The organism is Nocardia sp. NPDC004722, assembly GCF_053601505.1.
The window spans coordinates 1-16,100 of sequence record NZ_JBSGBY010000130.1 but is presented as its reverse complement, the minus strand read 5'-3'; the positions used below and the strand labels follow the sequence as shown (position 1 = coordinate 16,100).

General features: G+C 69.0%; 20 protein-coding genes, 1 tRNA gene and 2 riboswitches. Of the genes, 11 read left to right on the top strand and 10 right to left on the bottom strand.

All coding sequences use genetic code 11. The features are described from left to right. The first annotated feature begins 176 nt into the window (after window positions 1-176). Both ACWELQ_RS15495 and ACWELQ_RS15490 read left to right on the top strand, forming a co-directional pair. Window positions 177-566 (top strand): VOC family protein, encoded by a 390-nt coding sequence (locus ACWELQ_RS15495; protein WP_452397699.1) that lies wholly within the window; start codon window positions 177-179, stop codon window positions 564-566. A gap of 27 nt (window positions 567-593) precedes the next feature. Next, window positions 594-1,451 (top strand): GNAT family N-acetyltransferase, encoded by an 858-nt coding sequence (locus tag ACWELQ_RS15490; protein WP_452397698.1) that lies wholly within the window; start codon window positions 594-596, stop codon window positions 1,449-1,451. A gap of 33 nt (window positions 1,452-1,484) precedes the next feature. On the opposite strand, the gene ACWELQ_RS15485 is transcribed toward ACWELQ_RS15490, so the two are convergent. Then, window positions 1,485-1,931: a MarR family winged helix-turn-helix transcriptional regulator gene (locus ACWELQ_RS15485; protein WP_452397697.1), complete on the bottom strand. Its 447-nt coding sequence runs from the start codon at window positions 1,929-1,931 to the stop codon at window positions 1,485-1,487. A 78-nt stretch (window positions 1,932-2,009) separates the two neighbouring features. Here ACWELQ_RS15485 and ACWELQ_RS15480 point away from each other — a divergent pair, with 78 nt between their 5' ends. The 3 genes from ACWELQ_RS15480 to ACWELQ_RS15470 all read left to right on the top strand — a co-directional run bounded on the left by ACWELQ_RS15480 (window position 2,010) and on the right by ACWELQ_RS15470 (window position 4,257). Beyond that, a complete protein-coding gene (locus ACWELQ_RS15480) occupies window positions 2,010-2,384 on the top strand; it encodes a cupin domain-containing protein (protein WP_452397696.1) in 375 nt (124 codons plus the stop codon). Window positions 2,385-2,480: 96 nt separating this feature from the next. Next, window positions 2,481-3,299 carry an acyl-CoA thioesterase domain-containing protein gene (locus ACWELQ_RS15475; RefSeq protein WP_452397695.1) on the top strand — a complete coding sequence of 273 codons (819 nt, stop codon included), beginning with the start codon at window positions 2,481-2,483 and terminating at the stop codon, window positions 3,297-3,299. Window positions 3,300-3,387: 88 nt separating this feature from the next. Then, window positions 3,388-4,257 carry an SGNH/GDSL hydrolase family protein gene (locus ACWELQ_RS15470; RefSeq protein WP_452397694.1) on the top strand — a complete coding sequence of 290 codons (870 nt, stop codon included), beginning with the start codon at window positions 3,388-3,390 and terminating at the stop codon, window positions 4,255-4,257. Between the two features lie 2 nt (window positions 4,258-4,259). Here ACWELQ_RS15470 and ACWELQ_RS15465 read toward each other — a convergent pair whose 3' ends face one another. Next, complete coding sequence (locus ACWELQ_RS15465; protein ID WP_452397693.1) at window positions 4,260-5,156, bottom strand: LysR family transcriptional regulator; 897 nt, start codon at window positions 5,154-5,156, stop codon at window positions 4,260-4,262. Window positions 5,157-5,171: 15 nt separating this feature from the next. On the opposite strand from ACWELQ_RS15465, the gene ACWELQ_RS15460 reads away from it, so the two are divergent. Continuing rightward, the gene (locus ACWELQ_RS15460) at window positions 5,172-5,567 is read left to right on the top strand and encodes a DoxX family protein (protein WP_452397692.1); all 396 of its coding nucleotides are present in this window, start codon (window positions 5,172-5,174) and stop codon (window positions 5,565-5,567) included. A 79-nt stretch (window positions 5,568-5,646) separates the two neighbouring features. On the opposite strand, the gene ACWELQ_RS15455 is transcribed toward ACWELQ_RS15460, so the two are convergent. The 3 genes from ACWELQ_RS15455 to ACWELQ_RS15445 all read right to left on the bottom strand — a co-directional run bounded on the left by ACWELQ_RS15455 (window position 5,647) and on the right by ACWELQ_RS15445 (window position 8,230). After that, entirely contained in the window at window positions 5,647-6,483 is an 837-nt protein-coding gene (locus ACWELQ_RS15455; RefSeq protein ID WP_452397691.1) for a response regulator transcription factor, read from the bottom strand. 169 nt (window positions 6,484-6,652) lie between these two features. Next, window positions 6,653-7,183: a hypothetical protein gene (locus ACWELQ_RS15450; RefSeq protein ID WP_452397690.1), complete on the bottom strand. Its 531-nt coding sequence runs from the start codon at window positions 7,181-7,183 to the stop codon at window positions 6,653-6,655. Between the two features lie 41 nt (window positions 7,184-7,224). After that, window positions 7,225-7,319, bottom strand: a riboswitch (glycine riboswitch). Continuing rightward, window positions 7,320-7,407: riboswitch (glycine riboswitch) on the bottom strand. Window positions 7,408-7,525: 118 nt separating this feature from the next. Then, complete coding sequence (locus ACWELQ_RS15445; protein WP_452397689.1) at window positions 7,526-8,230, bottom strand: hypothetical protein; 705 nt, start codon at window positions 8,228-8,230, stop codon at window positions 7,526-7,528. A 127-nt stretch (window positions 8,231-8,357) separates the two neighbouring features. Here ACWELQ_RS15445 and ACWELQ_RS15440 point away from each other — a divergent pair, with 127 nt between their 5' ends. After that, window positions 8,358-9,005: a cyclase family protein gene (locus tag ACWELQ_RS15440; RefSeq protein ID WP_452397688.1), complete on the top strand. Its 648-nt coding sequence runs from the start codon at window positions 8,358-8,360 to the stop codon at window positions 9,003-9,005. 160 nt (window positions 9,006-9,165) lie between these two features. Then, on the top strand, window positions 9,166-9,528 hold the full coding sequence (locus ACWELQ_RS15435; protein WP_452397687.1) for a hypothetical protein: 363 nt from the start codon (window positions 9,166-9,168) through the stop codon (window positions 9,526-9,528). Between the two features lie 80 nt (window positions 9,529-9,608). Here the strand turns inward: ACWELQ_RS15435 and ACWELQ_RS15430 are convergent, their stop codons facing one another. After that, window positions 9,609-10,817, bottom strand: a complete 1,209-nt coding sequence (locus tag ACWELQ_RS15430; protein WP_452397686.1) for a L,D-transpeptidase — start codon at window positions 10,815-10,817, stop codon at window positions 9,609-9,611. Window positions 10,818-11,042: 225 nt separating this feature from the next. Here ACWELQ_RS15430 and ACWELQ_RS15425 point away from each other — a divergent pair. Beyond that, window positions 11,043-11,118, top strand: a tRNA-Lys gene (locus tag ACWELQ_RS15425). A gap of 84 nt (window positions 11,119-11,202) precedes the next feature. After that, window positions 11,203-11,397, top strand: coding sequence for a hypothetical protein (locus ACWELQ_RS15420; protein WP_452397685.1), 195 nt, complete (start codon window positions 11,203-11,205; stop codon window positions 11,395-11,397). Here ACWELQ_RS15420 and ACWELQ_RS15415 read toward each other — a convergent pair. Continuing rightward, window positions 11,390-11,707: a DUF222 domain-containing protein gene (locus ACWELQ_RS15415; RefSeq protein ID WP_452397684.1), complete on the bottom strand. Its 318-nt coding sequence runs from the start codon at window positions 11,705-11,707 to the stop codon at window positions 11,390-11,392. The two genes, ACWELQ_RS15420 and ACWELQ_RS15415, sit on opposite strands and share 8 nt — an antisense overlap. Window positions 11,708-11,811: 104 nt before the next feature. Between ACWELQ_RS15415 and ACWELQ_RS15410 the strand changes: the two genes are divergently transcribed. Further along, window positions 11,812-12,210 carry a DUF4870 domain-containing protein gene (locus tag ACWELQ_RS15410; protein ID WP_452397683.1) on the top strand — a complete coding sequence of 133 codons (399 nt, stop codon included), beginning with the start codon at window positions 11,812-11,814 and terminating at the stop codon, window positions 12,208-12,210. Between the two features lie 25 nt (window positions 12,211-12,235). On the opposite strand, the gene ACWELQ_RS15405 is transcribed toward ACWELQ_RS15410, so the two are convergent. The 3 genes from ACWELQ_RS15405 to ACWELQ_RS15395 all read right to left on the bottom strand — a co-directional run. Beyond that, entirely contained in the window at window positions 12,236-13,669 is a 1,434-nt protein-coding gene (locus tag ACWELQ_RS15405; RefSeq protein ID WP_452397682.1) for a protein kinase domain-containing protein, read from the bottom strand. A gap of 111 nt (window positions 13,670-13,780) precedes the next feature. After that, the gene (gene atzF, locus ACWELQ_RS15400) at window positions 13,781-15,505 is read right to left on the bottom strand and encodes an allophanate hydrolase (RefSeq protein ID WP_452397681.1); all 1,725 of its coding nucleotides are present in this window, start codon (window positions 15,503-15,505) and stop codon (window positions 13,781-13,783) included. Then, window positions 15,506-16,100, bottom strand: a 595-nt coding sequence (locus ACWELQ_RS15395) for a biotin/lipoyl-containing protein (protein ID WP_452397680.1), incomplete at its 5' end; no start/stop codon positions are given.

The window sequence follows — 16,100 nt, the reverse complement described above, 5'->3', positions numbered from 1 at the left end:
CTGGCGTGATCGGAATGGGGGTAATCGGCCATGCTGTGTTCAACCCTATCGCCCCGCGTTGCCGAACCCCATCGGCCCGCGTTGCCCGGCCCCGCCGGAGTGCCGGGTTATGGTGACCGGGCAGTTCGATGGCCGCTCCACCGACCGAAGGGCCCCGCCCGCTGAAAGGACCAGCCGTGACCGCGCCGATCGTGCTCAGTTGCGTGACCATCGATTCCGCCGATCCGCGCCGGCTCGCCGAGTTCTACAGCGCCCTGCTGGATTGGCGGATCATGCACGCCGAGGACGAGTACGCGCTGATCACCGATGGAAAGTCGGTGCTGTGCTTCGGTTTCGTGCCCGGCCACACCGCCGCGCCGTGGCCGGACGACGTGGCCCACCCCAAGCGGGTGCACCTCGACATGAACGTCGCCGACATCGATCAGGCCACCGATCTCGCGGTGGCGCTGGGTGCGAGCATCCCCGAATTCCAGCCGGGCCTCAATCCGGATTGGGACAATCAGCTGCCGTGGGGCGTCGTGCTCGATCCGGAGGGGCACCCCATCTGCTTGAATCTGCGCGAGTAGCAGAGGCTTTGCGGCTACCGTGTTCGCATGCCGGATGCCGTGCGTATCGATGATCTGGTCATCTCCCGTGCCACCCCGGCGCAATGGGCCGCGGTCGTGGAATGGGCCGCCGCCGAGGGCTGGAATCCCGGCGCGCGCGATGTCACCGCGTTCTTCACCCAGGATCCCGACGGGTTCTTCCTGGGGCGGGTGAACGGGGAGCCCGCCACGGCGGTGTCGGTCGTCAACTACGGCGACGAATTCGCCTTCCTCGGTTTCTATCTCGTGCGCCCGGACCTGCGCGGGCGCGGCTTCGGGCTGGCCACCTGGGAGGCCGGGATGAAGCATGCGGGCGACCGGGTGGTGGGGCTCGACGGCGTGCCGGACCAGCAGGACAACTATCGGCGCAGCGGTTTCGAACTCGCCTATCGCAGTGCGCGATTCACCGGGGTGCCGCGACTGCCGTTGCCGGACAACACCGTAACCGCGCTCGACCCCTCGGATTTCGTCGCGCTGCTGCCCTACGACGCGGAGTGCGGCCCGGCGGACCGGGCCGCCTTCCTCACCGCGTGGCTGACCGAGCCTGGGCATCGCACCTTCGCCCGGATCGTCGACGGCGCGGTGACCGGGTACGCCACCCTGCGCCCGGCCCGGGAGTCGCTGCGCGTGGGCCCGTTGTTCGCGAACACCCCGCTCGACGCGCGTCACTTGCTCGCCGCCCTCGGCGCGCACGCGGCGGGCATCCCGCTGACGATCGATGTCCCGCTCGACAACGAGCCCGCCGTGCGGTTGATGACCGAGACCGGGATGCGGCCCAGCTTCGAAACCGCCCGCATGTACACCGGACCGGTGCGCGCGTTCCACCGCGAGCGCGTCTTCGGGGTGACGACACTCGAACTCGGTTGAGCGGTAGCCGAACTCGCTGGGCGGCGGCCTAATTCACCAGGCGGACGGCCGGACCCGTCCGGGGACGACCACTCGGGTGAGCGCGTCGCGCAATCGCACGGTCGCCTCCGGGCCGAGGGTCGCCGACCAGTGCTCGGTGAACCGGGCCAGCGCGGCATCGGCGGCGCGGGTGCACGCCCAGCCGCGCTCGGTGAGCGTGACGATCTTGGCGCGGGCATCGCTCGGGTGCGGATTGCGTTGGGCGTAGCCCTTTTTCACGAGTTCCTCGACCAGCTGGCTGGCGGCCTGCTTGGTCACGCCCAGATGCTCGGCGATCTCGCCGACGGTCGCGCCGTCGGGCGCCATGCGCACGAAGGCGAAGCCGTGGCTGGGCCGGATATCGGTGAAGCCGGCGGCCACGGTGCCGTCGTGGACGGCGTCGGTCACCTGCGCGGCGGCCGCGAGCAGCAGTAGCGGCAGGTCCTGTGCGTATCCGGGCATGCCTGGAATCTTGGCACTTGACAGAAAAGTCAACAAGCTTGACCATATAGTCAAGTTGCTTGACTAAAGGAGAAGGCAATGCCCGTCATCCACGCCGCCGACACCGAATCCCATGAAATGCACGGCTCTCGTTTCACTCCGCTGATTCGCCCGAGTATGGGCAGTGGCGAACTGTGCCTGTGGCGGCTCGAGATCGCGCCCGGCACCACCGGTGTCGCGCATCGCATTCACCGCGAGGAAGCGTTCGTCGTCCTCTCCGGCGGCATCACCATCACCATCGCGGGCGAGTCCGCGGTATTGACCGCCGGTGACGCGGCGGTGGCCCCGGCGGGATCCACCATCCGCCTGGACAATCCGGCCGCTGACCCGGCCGTGGTGCTCGTCAACGCGCCCGTCGGCTTCACCGGCGAACTCCTCGACGGCACCGTCATCACCCCGCCCTGGGTGAACTGACTGGCACGTCGCTCCGCTGACCGGGACCTGCGCCTTCCCCTACCGTTCTGAAACGTGTTCTAATCTGGTTGATCATCAATCGGTAGGGGAGGCAGCATGGTCGCGTTCTTCACTCGGGAGAACGGCCGCTACATCGCGGGCCAGATGGCGGTCAGCGCGTGGTCGGAGACGCAATTGGCGGGCACCGCCGTGTGCGGACTGCTGGCCCACGAGCTCGAAAACCACAGTCCGGGAACGGACTTCAGGCCCGCCCGCTTCACCGTCGATCTGTTCAGCCCGGTTCGCAACGAGCCCCTCGAATTGCGCAGCGTGATCGTGCGGGACGGGCGGCGCATCCGCGTCGCCGACGCGACCGTCGTGCAGGACGGGCAGGTGCGCGCCCGCGCGACCGTGCACTACCTCGCCGTCGCGGACGAGCCACCGGGTGAGATCTGGCAGCCGTCCCGGGAACTGCCCGTCCCGGCCACTCCGCTCGACGGCCCCTACGGCAACCCGCCCCTGTTCAAATCCGGCGACCTGGACTGGACTCACGATTTCGCCTCGGGCGTGAATTCCCTGCGCAAGGCCGCCTGGAACAACGTCCCGTCCCTGGTGGAGGGCATCCCCATCACCGCCTTCGAACGCGCCGCGTTCGTCGCCGATACCGCGAATCTGGTGTGCAACTGGGGGACCGGCGGTGTCGGCTACATCAATACCGATGTCTCGCTGAATCTCGCCCGGCTGCCCGAGGGGCGCGAGGTGGGCATGTTCGCGCAGGATCACATGTCCGCCGATGGCATTGCCACCGCGACCGCCACCCTCTACGACCGCGCGGGCGCGCTCGGCACGGTCACCATCACGGCCCTGTCCAATGCGATGCGCCAGGTGGACATGGCGGAATTCGCGGCCTCGCGCTCGTTCTCGCACGAAAGGTAACGATTCGGCAACTTGCCCTACTGGCTGGTAGGGCATCTCGTACCGTCGGTGGCTACTCGCCCCAGCCCCACCTACGAGGACGTCTATCGTGAAACTGAAGCACTGCCTGTCCACTATTGCGATCGTCGCCGCCGCATCGCTGGCCGGTCTCGCTCCCGCGCATGCCGACGGCGGTAAGTATGTGGCGCTGGGGGATTCGTACGCGGCGGGCGTCGGGATACCCACCATTCTCGACACCACCTGCTCGCGGTCGGATCACAACTACGCGCACCTGTTCGCGGCGGCCCGCGGCTACAGCCTCACCGACGTCACCTGCGGCGGCGCGACCACCGATTCGGTGACCAGCACCCAACTCTCCGCCGTCACCTCCGACACCGCGCTGGTGACGCTGGGCATCGGCGGCAATGACATCGGCTTCACCGACATCGTGCGCACCTGTGTGGAGGCGGGCACCCTCGCCACGGGTTCCGGGACCGGCAGCGCCGTCCTGCAGCAGCTCGGCACCGGAAGCACCAGCGGCAGCGCCGAACTGCTGCTGGGCTGCAAGAACAAGTACGACTCGGTGATGGCGGACCGCCTGTCGCAGACCTCGGCCAAGGTCGCGCAACTGGTCTCCGCCATCAAGACTCGCGCCCCGCAGGCCCGGGTCGTGCTGGTCGGCTACCCGCACATCCTGCCCGACAACTCCGCCCTGTGCGCGGGTCGCCAGCCGGTGCTCCCCGCCGACGTGGACTGGGCCCGCGACACCGTCATCGGCGGCCTCAACACCATGCTGAAGTCGCAGACCGGCACCCAATACTTCAGCACCTACGAGATCTACAACGGCCACGACGTCTGCGAGGCCATCCCGGACCGCTGGGTCAACGGCACCTCCATCGACAACGGCCAAGGCGCGCAATTCCATCCGAACCAGTACGGCCACGCCGCCACCGCCCAGGCGATGATCGCCACGCTCTGAGCTCAGCCTTCCCGGTGCGCCAGGCAACTGCGCACGAAGTCCTGAACGATCGGGTCGGTGTCCGCGGCGGGGCGCCAGGCGACGCCGACCCGGGTGGGGCTGAGGCCGGTGACCGGGCGATAGACGATGCCGGGGCGGGCGAAGAAGCGGGCGGCGGATTGCGGGGCGAGGGCGATGCCGTAGCCGTTGGCGACGGCACTGAGCCAGTCGTCGGTGCGGTCGGTGATCGCGCCGACGCGTACCGGGTGGCCCTCGCGTTCGTCGGTGGCGAGCCAGAAGTCGCGCCAGGCACCGGTTTCCGGTGGGGCCGCGATGAACGGCTCGTCCCACAGATCGCGGAACTCGATCACCTCGGCGGTGGCGAAACGGTGGGCGGTGGGGAGGGCGACGCAGCGCGGCTCGGTGAGCAGCCACTCCACCCTCAGCTGCTGTTGGCCGGGAAAAGGCAAGCGCAGCAAGGCGACGTCGACCTCGCCGTCGAGCAGGCCCGCGGTCGGATTAGACCAGGCGGCCGCCTGGCGCATGTCCACCCGCCAGCCCGGCCGACGCCGGGTGAACTCGGCGATGATGGGCTGGGTGGCCTCATTGGCCGCGCTCGCGACATAGCCGACGCGCAACACGCTGGCCGCCCGGCTCGCGGCGCCCCTGGTCTCGGTCAGCGCCTCGTCCCAGCTGCCCAGGACGCCCGGGACCCGGGCGGCGAGGGCCCGGCCCGGATCCGTCAGTGCCATACCGGCTTTCGATCGGGTGAACAGCGGCACGCCGAGCTGCGCTTCCAACTGCTTGATCTGCTTGGTCAGCGCGGGCTGCGACACGAACAAACGCTCGGCGGCGCGGCTGAGGTTCCCTTCCTCCGCCACGGCCGCGAAGTACCGCAGCAGCCGAGTGTCGACATCCATGCCACCAGGTTATAGATGCAGGTATTGGACGTGCGAGTCACGCACGACCAGGCTCGAATCATGTTCATCGCCTACCTGATCGCCGCCGGTGTCACCATCGCCATCAACGGCGGCATGGCCGTCGCGGACTTCGCCCGAGCCGACTTCGTCCTGGCCAATTCCGACGCCGTCCGCTTCCCCCGCACCTGGATCCCACTCGCCGGAACCCTGAAGATGGCCGGTGCCATCGGCGTACTGCTGGGCCTGCTCGGCGCCCGCCCCCTCGGCATCGCCGCGGCCCTCGGCCTGGTCCTCTACTTCGCCGCCGCCCTGATCGTCCACGTCCGCACCGGCGTCATCCGCAATATCGCTTTCCCGGGAGCCTATTTCGCGTTCGCCGCCGCCACGTTGGCCCTGGCCGTCGCGCACTAGGTCGGGCCCGCTGTTCCTCGCGCATCGCAGGCGATCGAGTTTCGCGGACAACCGCAGGGCGAAGCCCGGGGGCGGCTCGTTACCGTGGCGGGAACGTCACCACCAGCTCGGCCGCCGAGGTACTCGGCTTCTCGGCGCTGGGGGATGGCGTGAGGCCCAGGTCCCGGGCCCGTAGGACGGTCGAGATCCGGTCGAGGGTGCCGAGTTTGCGGTAGAGGTTCTCGGTGTGTTTGTGCACTGTGCGCGGCGAGATATTCAGTCGTCGCGCAATGGATTTCGCCGGTAGCGCCTCGGTGATGAGGCGCAGTACCGTCGCCTCGCGCGGGGTCAGGCCGTGATCGGCCAGCAAGGGGGCGGGATCGACTCGTTCGGCCCAGTGGGCGAATTCGCGGCGCTGCCGGTGCAGGGCGACCAGCAGCGGGCGGATGCGCGCGCCGAATTCGACCTCCTCGGCGGTGTACGCCTCGCCGGGCCGCCCGAAGGAATAGCTGCGCATCCGCTGCGGACCGGCCTCCAGCGGTATGTTCACGTGCTGCCAGGCGCCGAGCAATTCCTTGGAGCGCCAATAGATTTCGTTTCGCCGCCAGGCCGGTGCACCGAGCAGTTCCTGCGCGTCTAGGACCTCCGGCATGCCGGTCGTGTAGTAGTGCTCGAACAGCGGATGCTGATATCCGACGTCGAGCACCTCGCCCAGCGCCGACCTGCTCCAGTCCGGGCTCAGTGCGCGGATCTCGGCCGCACCGTCCTGCGGGCGGATATCGATGAAGAAGCCGCCGCTGGAGCCCAGACAGTCCATCAGCACCGGCACCAGCACCGCGTCCGGCGGGTCCCCCGACGGCTCCTCCAACAGCGCCGCCGTCACCTCGAGCACCCGCTGATACGCCCACACCGCCCCCGGCACCGAACCACCTCGCATTCGAACTCCGCGCGGCCGAGATGATCTCGCCCGCCCGGAGGAGGTACGGATGGGCCCGGCCCCCGGTTCACCGGTGGCAAGCCACAATTCGCGCTGGCATCGGTCGGGGTCCATGGGGGGGGCATGCGGCAGCCGCCGCGCGGGCCGGGCTACGGCACGGTGGGATCCCTCAGCAGGCGACGGCACATTCGGCCGTGTGCCGGTGTGCGGTCCGGCGCAGCCGGGTCAGGGCGCGGCCGGAGTCGCGATGCACGTCGAGCACCCGGATGCCGAGCGCGACAGCCGTTTCCAACGGTGAGAGCCCCACGGCCACACGCAGGGTGAGGATTTCGCGCTGCTGGTCGGTCAGCGGGCCGGGCAGGCCGGAGCGTGGCGTCTCGTAGCGGGCCAGGCGGGCCGCGCGGTGGGCGGTCGCGTGCAGGAATTCCAGGAAGTCTCGGCGCTGAGCGTGCGTGGCGGGCCAGCCGGTGGCGACGGCGGAGGTGACCTCGGTGGCCAGCCGATCGGCGTCCGGGCCCGCTCCGAGCGTCGCGCGGCAGTAGGCGGTGGCGAAGCGGCGGGTGTAGTCGAGCACCTCGGCCAGGGCGTCGCGGCGGCCGAGCGCGGCGGCGAGGGTGGACAGGGCAGGGACCGGCGGGCGCGAGTCGACCGGGGTCGGTTCGGCGGCGGTACGGGGCAACAGCGGGGAACGGCCGGGCATGGGAGGTCCTCAGGTCAGCCGGGCATTCGCCCGGTTATCGGATCTCCCCCTCTGTCACGGGACCTGAGAGCTTCATCGCCGGAGACGCGATTTGCACCGTAGGTGAGGCGCGGATACGCCTGCTTTCCAGAGTTGCCTGGTCGAAACGGTATCTGTACCTGAGAGATTCCGGGGAGGTTGCTCCTTCGGTACCCCGGGTTCCGGGGTTCTCCCGCCACGACTCATAGCGGCCGAGTATTCGATTGTCCCGGGCGAGCCTAGACGACAACCGGGTTGCTGGCCAGGGACCAGCAACCCGAGGGCATCCGAAACGTGGCCTATCTCACCGTGGATCGATGAGTTCTACCGCGGATCGCTGAGCAGCCACTGATCGCGCGGGGTGCGGCGACGCTCGCGGCGGCTGCCGACCCGCGCCCGCATGGCGTAGCGCGCGGGGGAGTCCTGGGCGGTCAGCTGATGCCAGCCGCTGCCGCCGGTGATGTCGAAGACCCCGATGTACCCGCCGGGCAGCAGCTGGAACGGCGTGGTGATGTGCTTGCCGAAATCGAACTGGGTGCTGCCGGCCGTGCGGAAGTTCTCGAACCAGGCCGGAAACACGAAGTCCGACACCAGGACTCCGTCGATCTGATAGCCGTACTGGTCCGCCTCGCAGGCGTCGGCGACCTCGTAGGCGTAGAGGCGGCCGGTGGTGCCGCTGGTGAACACGTACGCGGCCAGGTTGATGTCCGGATCGGCGAGCATCTCGAGCAGCTCATGGCTCGCGGTCACGCTCCATTGCAGTCCGGCGTCGAGGTCGCTGCGCGCGAACACCTTTCCGATCGGCAGGCCCTCGGAGGTGAGATCGTGGTAGCCGAGCGCCCCGGCCTGGTCCGAATCGTCGGAGACGACCAGCCACCAGGCGCCGGGCGCGGGCTGCTGATTGCTCGCCACGAAGGTCAGGTCGGCGTCACTGCCCCAGGCGGGCGCCCAATCCCGGTGCACCTGCGTCTGCAGGGCGGGCACCACGGCGGATACCTGGGCGTCGGTCAGTACGGTACTGCGGTTCAACACGGCAATATGTATGGCAGACATGGCGATTCTCGAATCTTGTAGTGTTCCCAGCCTCATCGGCGCGGCGTCATTCGATCTTGCTGCTGTCATCTTCGCGCGAAAATCACAGGGAGGCAGGCGGAAAGTGCGCATCATCGATCTTTCGGTACCGATTCGGTCCGGCATGCCGGTGTATCCCGGCGACCCCGAGGTCACGCTGCGGCCCGCGCTCACGGCGGCCGTCGACGGCGTCAATGTGCTGCACCTGGACATGGGTTCGCAGACGGGGACGCATGTGGACGCGCCGCGGCACATCGACGACTCGCTGCCCGCCCTCGACGAACTGCCGCTGGACCGGTTCCTGGGGCCCGCGGTCGCCATCGACGCGCGGGCGGTGGGCGCGGGCGGGGCGATCGGGCGCGAATTCTTCGAGGGCCGGGTGGCGGCCGGGCAGATCGTGGTGATCGTCACCGGGTGGTCGCGGTTCTGGGGCACCCACGAGTACCTGAACCATCCGCATCTGACGGTCGCGGCGGCCGAGTATCTGATCGAGTCCGGGGTGCGGACCATCGGCATCGACGCGCTGTCGGTCGATCCGACGCCTGCCGAGGAGATCCCCGTGCACCGGATCGTGTGCGGCGCGCACGGAGTCATCGCCGAGAACCTGACCGGTCTGGCCGAACTGCTGGCCGTGCAGGAGACCGGGCAGCAGTTCGAGGTCTCGCTGTTCCCGCTGCATCTGCCGGGCGCCGACGGTGCTCCCGTGCGGGCCGTCGCGCGCGTCGAAGGCTGAGGTCAGGCCCCCGGAGTGTGAGAGAAACGTCAGTGTGTCGCATTTTGCCGCGCGGCTCACACGATCTTCGTAGACTGCTCTGGAAACTGGGGGAGTCGGGGCCCCCGACCCGCGCTCGATCAGAAGGACTCCGCACGTGAATCGTTGTGCCGTAACCACTTTGCTAGCCGTTGCGGCTATTGCGACCGCCGCGCCGGTCGCGTCGGCGGAGATCCCGCTCATCGATGTCTCCACGAGCACGACCACTCCGGCCACCACCACGCCGGGCGCGACCACTCCGGCCCCCACCTCGACCGATCCGGCCCCCAACGATCCGATGGAGGCCAACGTCACCGGATCCTCGGGCCTCAAGCTGGGCGGCGCGTTCGGCTCGGCGAGCACCGGATCCGCCGGACCGGGCGGCCCGTGCACGGTGCTCGGCACGGCGTCCGCGCTCTCGGGCTTCGCGGCGCTGGGCTGCGACGGCTTCAAGAGCAACAACATCCAGACCAACCCCAACCAGGTGCCGGGCACTACGAAGTAGCACCGCCACCCGGAGATTCCTGTCGAGCACGACCGAGGGGCGCCGACAATCCAGTCGGCGCCCCTCGGTCGTGTCGTCTGTCAGCCGCGGTCGGCGTTACCGGCCTTCCACTGCTCCCATGGAATGTTCCAGTCGCCCAGCCCGTCCACGCCCGAGAGCGTGCCGCCGACGGTGTTCTTCACGATGGTGATGTCACCGCGCTTGACGTTGTCGTAGACCCATTTGGCATCCGCCGGGCTCAGATTCAGGCAGCCGTGGCTGGTGTTGACCGAGCCCTGCTGGCCCACCGACCACGGGGCCGAGTGGAAGAAGATGCCCGAGTACGAGATTCGCGTGGCCCAGTCGATCGGCGTCTTGTAGCCGCCGGGCGCGTTCACCGGGACGCCGTAGGTGGAGGAATCCATGATGATGCGGTCGAACTTGTCGCCCACGATGTAGACGCCGTTGTCGGTGGGGGTGGAGTTCTTGCCCATCGAGGTCGGCATGGTCTTGATCACCTCGCCGTTGCGTTCGACGGTGACCATCTTGGTGTTGTCGTCGGCGGTGAAGATGGTGGCGTCGCCGATGGTGAAGCTGGAGTGGATGTCGCTGTCGCCGACGAGTCCGCTGCCGAGATCCCGGCCGTAGGCCTGGACCGCGATGTCGACCTTGGTGCCCGGGGCCCAGAAGTTCTGCGGTCGCCAGCGCACCTCGCGATTGTTGACCCAGTAGAACGCGCCCTCGACCGCCGGGGTCGTCGTGATCTTGATCGCATTCTGCGCGGCCTGCCGGTCCGGAATGTTCTCGTCGAACTGCACGGCCACCGGCTGGCCGATGCCGACCACATCGTTCTCGGCGGGCAACAGGTAGGGATGCGTGCGGTTATTGGGGGTGATGGTGGTGAAACTCATGGTCGTGCTGGTGGATCCGCCCAGCCCGATGGCGTCGACGCTCAGCTTGTAGGTCTTGCCGAACCCCATCTGCTCGGTCAGCTTCCAGGAACTGCCGTCCTGCGCCAGCTCACCCCCGACCGGCTTGCCGTCCGGATTGGTGAGTGTCACGGCGGTGAACTTGCCGTCCTCCACCTTCAAGGTCAGCTCGCCGGGCGAAACGCCTCGATCCCCGTCCTTGACCGGCGCGATCACCTTCGGCTTGATCAGCTCGCCGATCGGGTTGGAATCGATTGCCCCCACCGCGGATTGGTGCTTACCCCCGGACGAACACCCGACCAGCGCCAACGCCAGCACGGACACCACCGCCCCCACACCCAGCAACCGCCCCGTTCGTCGCCGACCCTTCGCGCCACTCATCGCAACCCCGTTCACGTCTCGGCGCCCGACCGCGCGCCTGTGCCGACCCTCCACGCTTCTCCCCAAACATCCGAGATCACCCCCGCCGCGTTAACAACCCTCGACCACCCGGAAAACCCGCAGCTCAAAGGGGCGATTTCACTTTCCGCACCCACTCCTGTTAATGTTCTTTCCGCACCGCAGAGAGCCCCAAGCGAAAGCCCAAGGCCCCCAGCGGCGAAACACGCGCCATTAGCTCAATTGGCAGAGCAGCTGACTCTTAATCAGCGGGTTCGGGGTTCGAGTCCCTGATGGCGCACCACCTGAAGCCCCTTGACCAGATTCTGGTTCAGGGGCTTCAGTCGTTTCAGGCCCTGAGTCTTTCGGTCCCGGTGGGGAGGTTTCTGTGGAGTCGGTTGGCAGGCTGGAGGCGTTGCGGTCGGAGCTCTCGTGTGTTTTCGAGAAGTTGGGGGCCGAGAGTTTGACCGAGCCTGATCGGGTGGAGTTGGTGGGGCGCGCCGAGGTGGTGCAGGACCGGATCGACGCGCTGCAGGGTGTCGTCGACGACGAGGGGTTCGAGGCGGGGAGTGGGCTCAGCTAGCTGCCGCTAGGGCTCGCCAGACTTTTTTGGAGCGCGAACGAGGTTGGGGGGCCGCGCATTCGATGCGGCGGCGGGCTTCGTTGGTGCTGATCCGTAGCAGGTCGGTCAGGAGGTCCGCGGTGTCGCGGTAGCCGGTGCCTGCCGCGAGGCCGCGGCGGTCGGCTTCGGCGACGGCGGCGCGCATGGCGGCGTCCAGGCGCCTGCGGCGGCGTTCGGTTTCGACGAGGGTGCGCAGCAGGTCGACATCGGCCAATTCCGGCCAACCTGCTGCGGGGGCATTCAGCGCCGGCGCGCTCGAATGTATGGTCACGCGGAGCAGCTTACCTCGTCTGTAGAACATATGTTCGATAACTTGTGTGTGGTCGGGCAGAAAGTTGGGATCGGTAGGGGACGGCCGCGCTTTCTACTTGCCGCATGACTTCTTCTCAACCTTCCGCGAACCAGCCGCAGTCCGCCGGCCTCGACAAAAAGACCAGCGCGATCCTGTCCTACGCGCTGGGGTGGCTCACCGGGATCATCTTCCTCTTCGTGGGGAAGAACGACCCCGATGTGAAGTTCCATGCGGCGCAATCGATCGTCTTCTTCGGGGCGGTCTCGGTGGTCAATATCGTGCTGAGCGTCCTCGGGTCGCTGCTCGGCGCGGTGGGGATCATCTTCAGCCTCGTCGGACTGCTGGTCGCGCTCTTCGCGGTCGTCGTCTGGATCATGGCGATGATCCAGGCCAACAACACCGGCGGCGTCCGCGCGGAGCTGCCCATCGTCGGAAAGTACACCGCCCCTTACGCCGACCGGCTGGCGGCCTCGATCAACTGAAGGGAACAGTGCCCGGCCCGACCTGTCACAGGTCGGGCCGGTTTCTGTCCGGGGGCAGCCCGGCCAGTGCCGCCTTGGCGGGGGCGTACCCGGCCTGGGCGGATTTGCGGTAGACGCGTTCGGCGGCGCCGGTGCGGCCGAGGGATTTCCATTGGTCGCCCAGGGCTTTGAGAGCGACCATGTCGCCGTCCTGTTCCACCTCGCGGTAGAGGAGTTCGGCGTGGTCGGTCTCGCCGCGGGCCTCGTGCACGGTGGCCAGGTGGATCTTGCCGAGGAGATGGCCGCTGTCGATGTAGCGGCGATACCAGTAGGCGGCCTGGCCGAGGTCGCCGGTCTTCATCGACATGTGACCCAGGGTCAGCATGGAGAGGGTCTCGCCGTTCTCGGCGGCCTGCCGGTACCAGCGTTCGGCTTCGGTTCGCGCGCCCCGGTTTTCGAGCAATCGCGCCAGGAAGGACATGGCGAGGGCGTCGTCCATGGCCGCGGCCTGCCGGAGCAGCCGCTCGGTGCCGCGGATATCGCCGCGCTTCTGATGATCGCGCGCCCGGGCCAGCAGTTGGCCGACCTCGCGCCGCTTGCGGCGGGCTCCCGGCGAACGGGAATTGTCGACGGCGACTTCCGGTTTCGGCTCGACGGGCGGCGGTTCGGCGGTGAGCAGGGTCAGTGCGCCGTCGATGGAGGGGCGTAGCTCCGGTCTCCGGTCCATCAGCCGGGTGATGAGCGGGGTGAGCTGCCCGGCGCGCGTCGGCGACGGAGCCGTCCCGAACATCACCGCCTTCATGGTGGCGTGGATGGTGTCGCGGCGGAACGGGGAGACCCCTTCCATCGCGTGGTAGAGCGTGACGCCGAGCGAGTACAGGTCACCGGCCGGTGATTCCTCGCCGTCGATGCGTTCGGGCGCCATGTACTCGAACGAACCGATCAGCGTCTCCTTGGCGGTCAGCGTGTGATCGGAATGGTGGCGCGCGGTGCCGAAATCCGTGAGCAGCACCTCGTCTCCGGCGCCGAGCAGGATATTGCCGGGCTTGACGTCGCGGTGGACCACGCCCGCCGCGTGGGCGGCGCCGAGGGCGCGCAGCAGCGCGGCGGCGATGGTGGCGGCCTGCGCGGCGGTCACCGGCCCTGCGCTGTCGAGCCGCTGTTTGAGGGACACGCCGGTGACCAGGCGCATGACGATCCACGGCGTCCCGCCGTCGGTGACGACGTCGAGGACGCGCACGATGTTCGGATGATCGCGCAGCCGTGCGATATTGCGCGCCTCGCGTTCCGCGCGTGCGACCCGCTCGGCGTGCTCCGAGCCGGACTCGGCCTGCGGTAGCAGCACCTCTTTGATCGCGACATCGATGCGTGACCGCTCGTCGCGCGCCTTCCAGACGGTCCCGAATCCGCCGCTGCCCAGCTTCTCGATCAACCGGTAGCGGTCGGCGAGCACCCAGCCCGGTCGTCCCAGTGCCGACATGAAGGCCCCCAGCAGTTCTGTGCCCCAGCAACATTCGGAACCAGTCAACCGTACTCGAACCGGGGTGTCGCCGTCCCGTGGCGTCGGCCGGTCGCAGGCCCCGGATCGACGTTATCGGCTGCGGAGATACGCGGTCCAGCCGCCGTGTTCGGTGATGTCGAGGGCGGTGGCCGTCGCATCGTGGGTGGCGGTGAAGCCGACCACGGTGCGGCCGTCGGCGAGATCGACGGCGGTCAGGGCCATCGGGGCGGGCAGGGCGGCCAGGAAGCCGCCGAGCGCGGCGGGGGAGAGGCGATACAGTTCGCCCGAGATCGGCGCGCCCGCACCCGGTTCGGTGCGCACCAGGCCCGGTTTGGGCGGTGTCGTGTCCATGGCGGTGAGCCGGTAGGCGTCGGTGGTGTGGATCGCGCCCGCGAACCGCGCGCCGAGTTCCTCGAGCTGCCAGTGCAGGGGCTGGCCGCGCAGGTGCGCGCCGAACACCGCCAGGTGCACTCCGGCGTGGACGAACAGCGGTGCGGGCCCGGCATTCCGGAGGCGGGCGGCTATGTCCACGGCGACCTGGTCGGCGAAGCCCGGCACCACGACCATCACCCCGAACGGCGCGCCCGCGGCCGTCGGCACACCGGGCACGGCGACGGCCGCCAGGTCGAGCAGGTTGCAGAAGTTGGTGTAGGTGCCGAGCCGCCGGTTGGTGGCCACCGGGTCGGCGGCGACCTCCGCCAGCGTGGGATGGTCGGTGGTGGTGGGCAGCAACACTGCGTCGAAGGGTTCCAGCAGCACTCGAGCGGCGGCGCGGGCGCGGGCCAGGGTGTCCAGGTCCGTGGCGAACTCCGGGCCGGTGGTCGCGGCGGCCGCGGCGATGATGGCGGCCACCGTCGGGTCGGCGCCGGCCGGGCGGGTGTCGAGGAATGCCCCTACGGCGGCATGGCGTTCGGCGACGATCGCGCCGTCGTAGAGCAGTTCGGCCGCCTCGAGCAGCACGGCGATGTCGACGGTTTCGACCTTGCAACCGGCGGCGACCGCCGCGGCCACGGTCTGCTCGAAGGCCGCGCGATACCCGGGATCGAGGTCGGTCAGGTTCACCGGATCGGGGATGGCCAGGCGCGGCTGCCGGGGCGCGGCCAGGCGGACGTCGGCGGGCCAGCTCCGGCTGCGGGGATCGCGGGCCTCCGGGCCCGCCATGATCGCGGCCGCCGTGACGGCGAGGTCCAGGTCGGTGGCGAAGACGGTGACCGCGTCGTAGTCCGCGCAGGCCGGGACGACGCCGTCGGCGGGGATGATGCCGAGGGTGGCCTTGAGGCCGACGATGCCCTGGAAGGCGGCGGGCACCCGTCCCGATCCCGCTGTGTCGGTGCCGATTCCGAGGTCGGCGAGCCCCAGCGCCACCGCGACCGCCGAGCCCGAACTCGATCCGCCGGAGATCAAGCGCGGGTCCAGCGCGTTGCGGACCGCCCCGTACGGGCTGCGGGTGCCGACCAGACCGGTCGCGAACTGGTCCATGTTCGTCTTGCCCAGCACGATCGCCCCGGCGGTGACCAGTCGTTGTACCGCGGTGGCGGATTCGACCGGCGCGTAGGCGAATTCGGGGCAGGCCGCGGTGGTCGGCAGTCCCGCGACATCGATATTGTCCTTGACCGCGACCAGCAGCCCGGCCAGCGGCAACTCCGCTCCCGCGGCGAGCCGTAGCTCGAGGGCCGCGGCCTCCGCGTGGACCTGCGCCCGATCGCGCAGGGTGATCCAGACTTCGGGCCGATCGATCTCGGCGATCCGGGCGTACGCGGCGTCGACGCGAGCGGTCGGGGTGAGGCGGGCGGGCACGGACGGATGGGTGCTCATTCAGTCGACTCCGATCACGGCGAGGGGTGTTCCGGGTTGCACCTGGCTGCCGGGCGCGGCGAGCACGCGCAGCACCGTGCCGGTGGCCGGACTGACAACGGGGAGTTCGAGTTTCATCGCTTCGAGGACGGCCACGGGTTCACCGGCGCGCAAGCGGGAGCCGGGGGAGACCTCCACCCGCCACACATTGCCCACCATGGGCGCTGTCACCACGGTCGCGCCCGGTGGCAGATCGGCGAGCTGATCCTCGCGGGCGGGCGGGGCGGGCGCGGGGGCGAGCGCGCGGTCGAATTCCCCGGCGGCATGCCAGGCGCGTTTCTCGGCCTCGAAGGCCGCGCGCTGCCGGTCCTCGAACGCCGCGATATCGGCGGCGTTGTCCCGCAACAACGTCAGATGGTCGGCGAGCGCGAAGCTGCCCGCACTGACCTCGACGTCCAAGCGCCCGGCCCGGGCGGCGGCCCGGTGCTCGAGCAGCTGTTCGGCCGAAACCGGTTCCCACACAATGCGATCGAAGAACCGGAACAGCCACGGGGTGCCGTTCTCGAACGGCGCGCTCTGCCGGTAGCCGGACCAGATCGGGACCGTGCGGCCGATG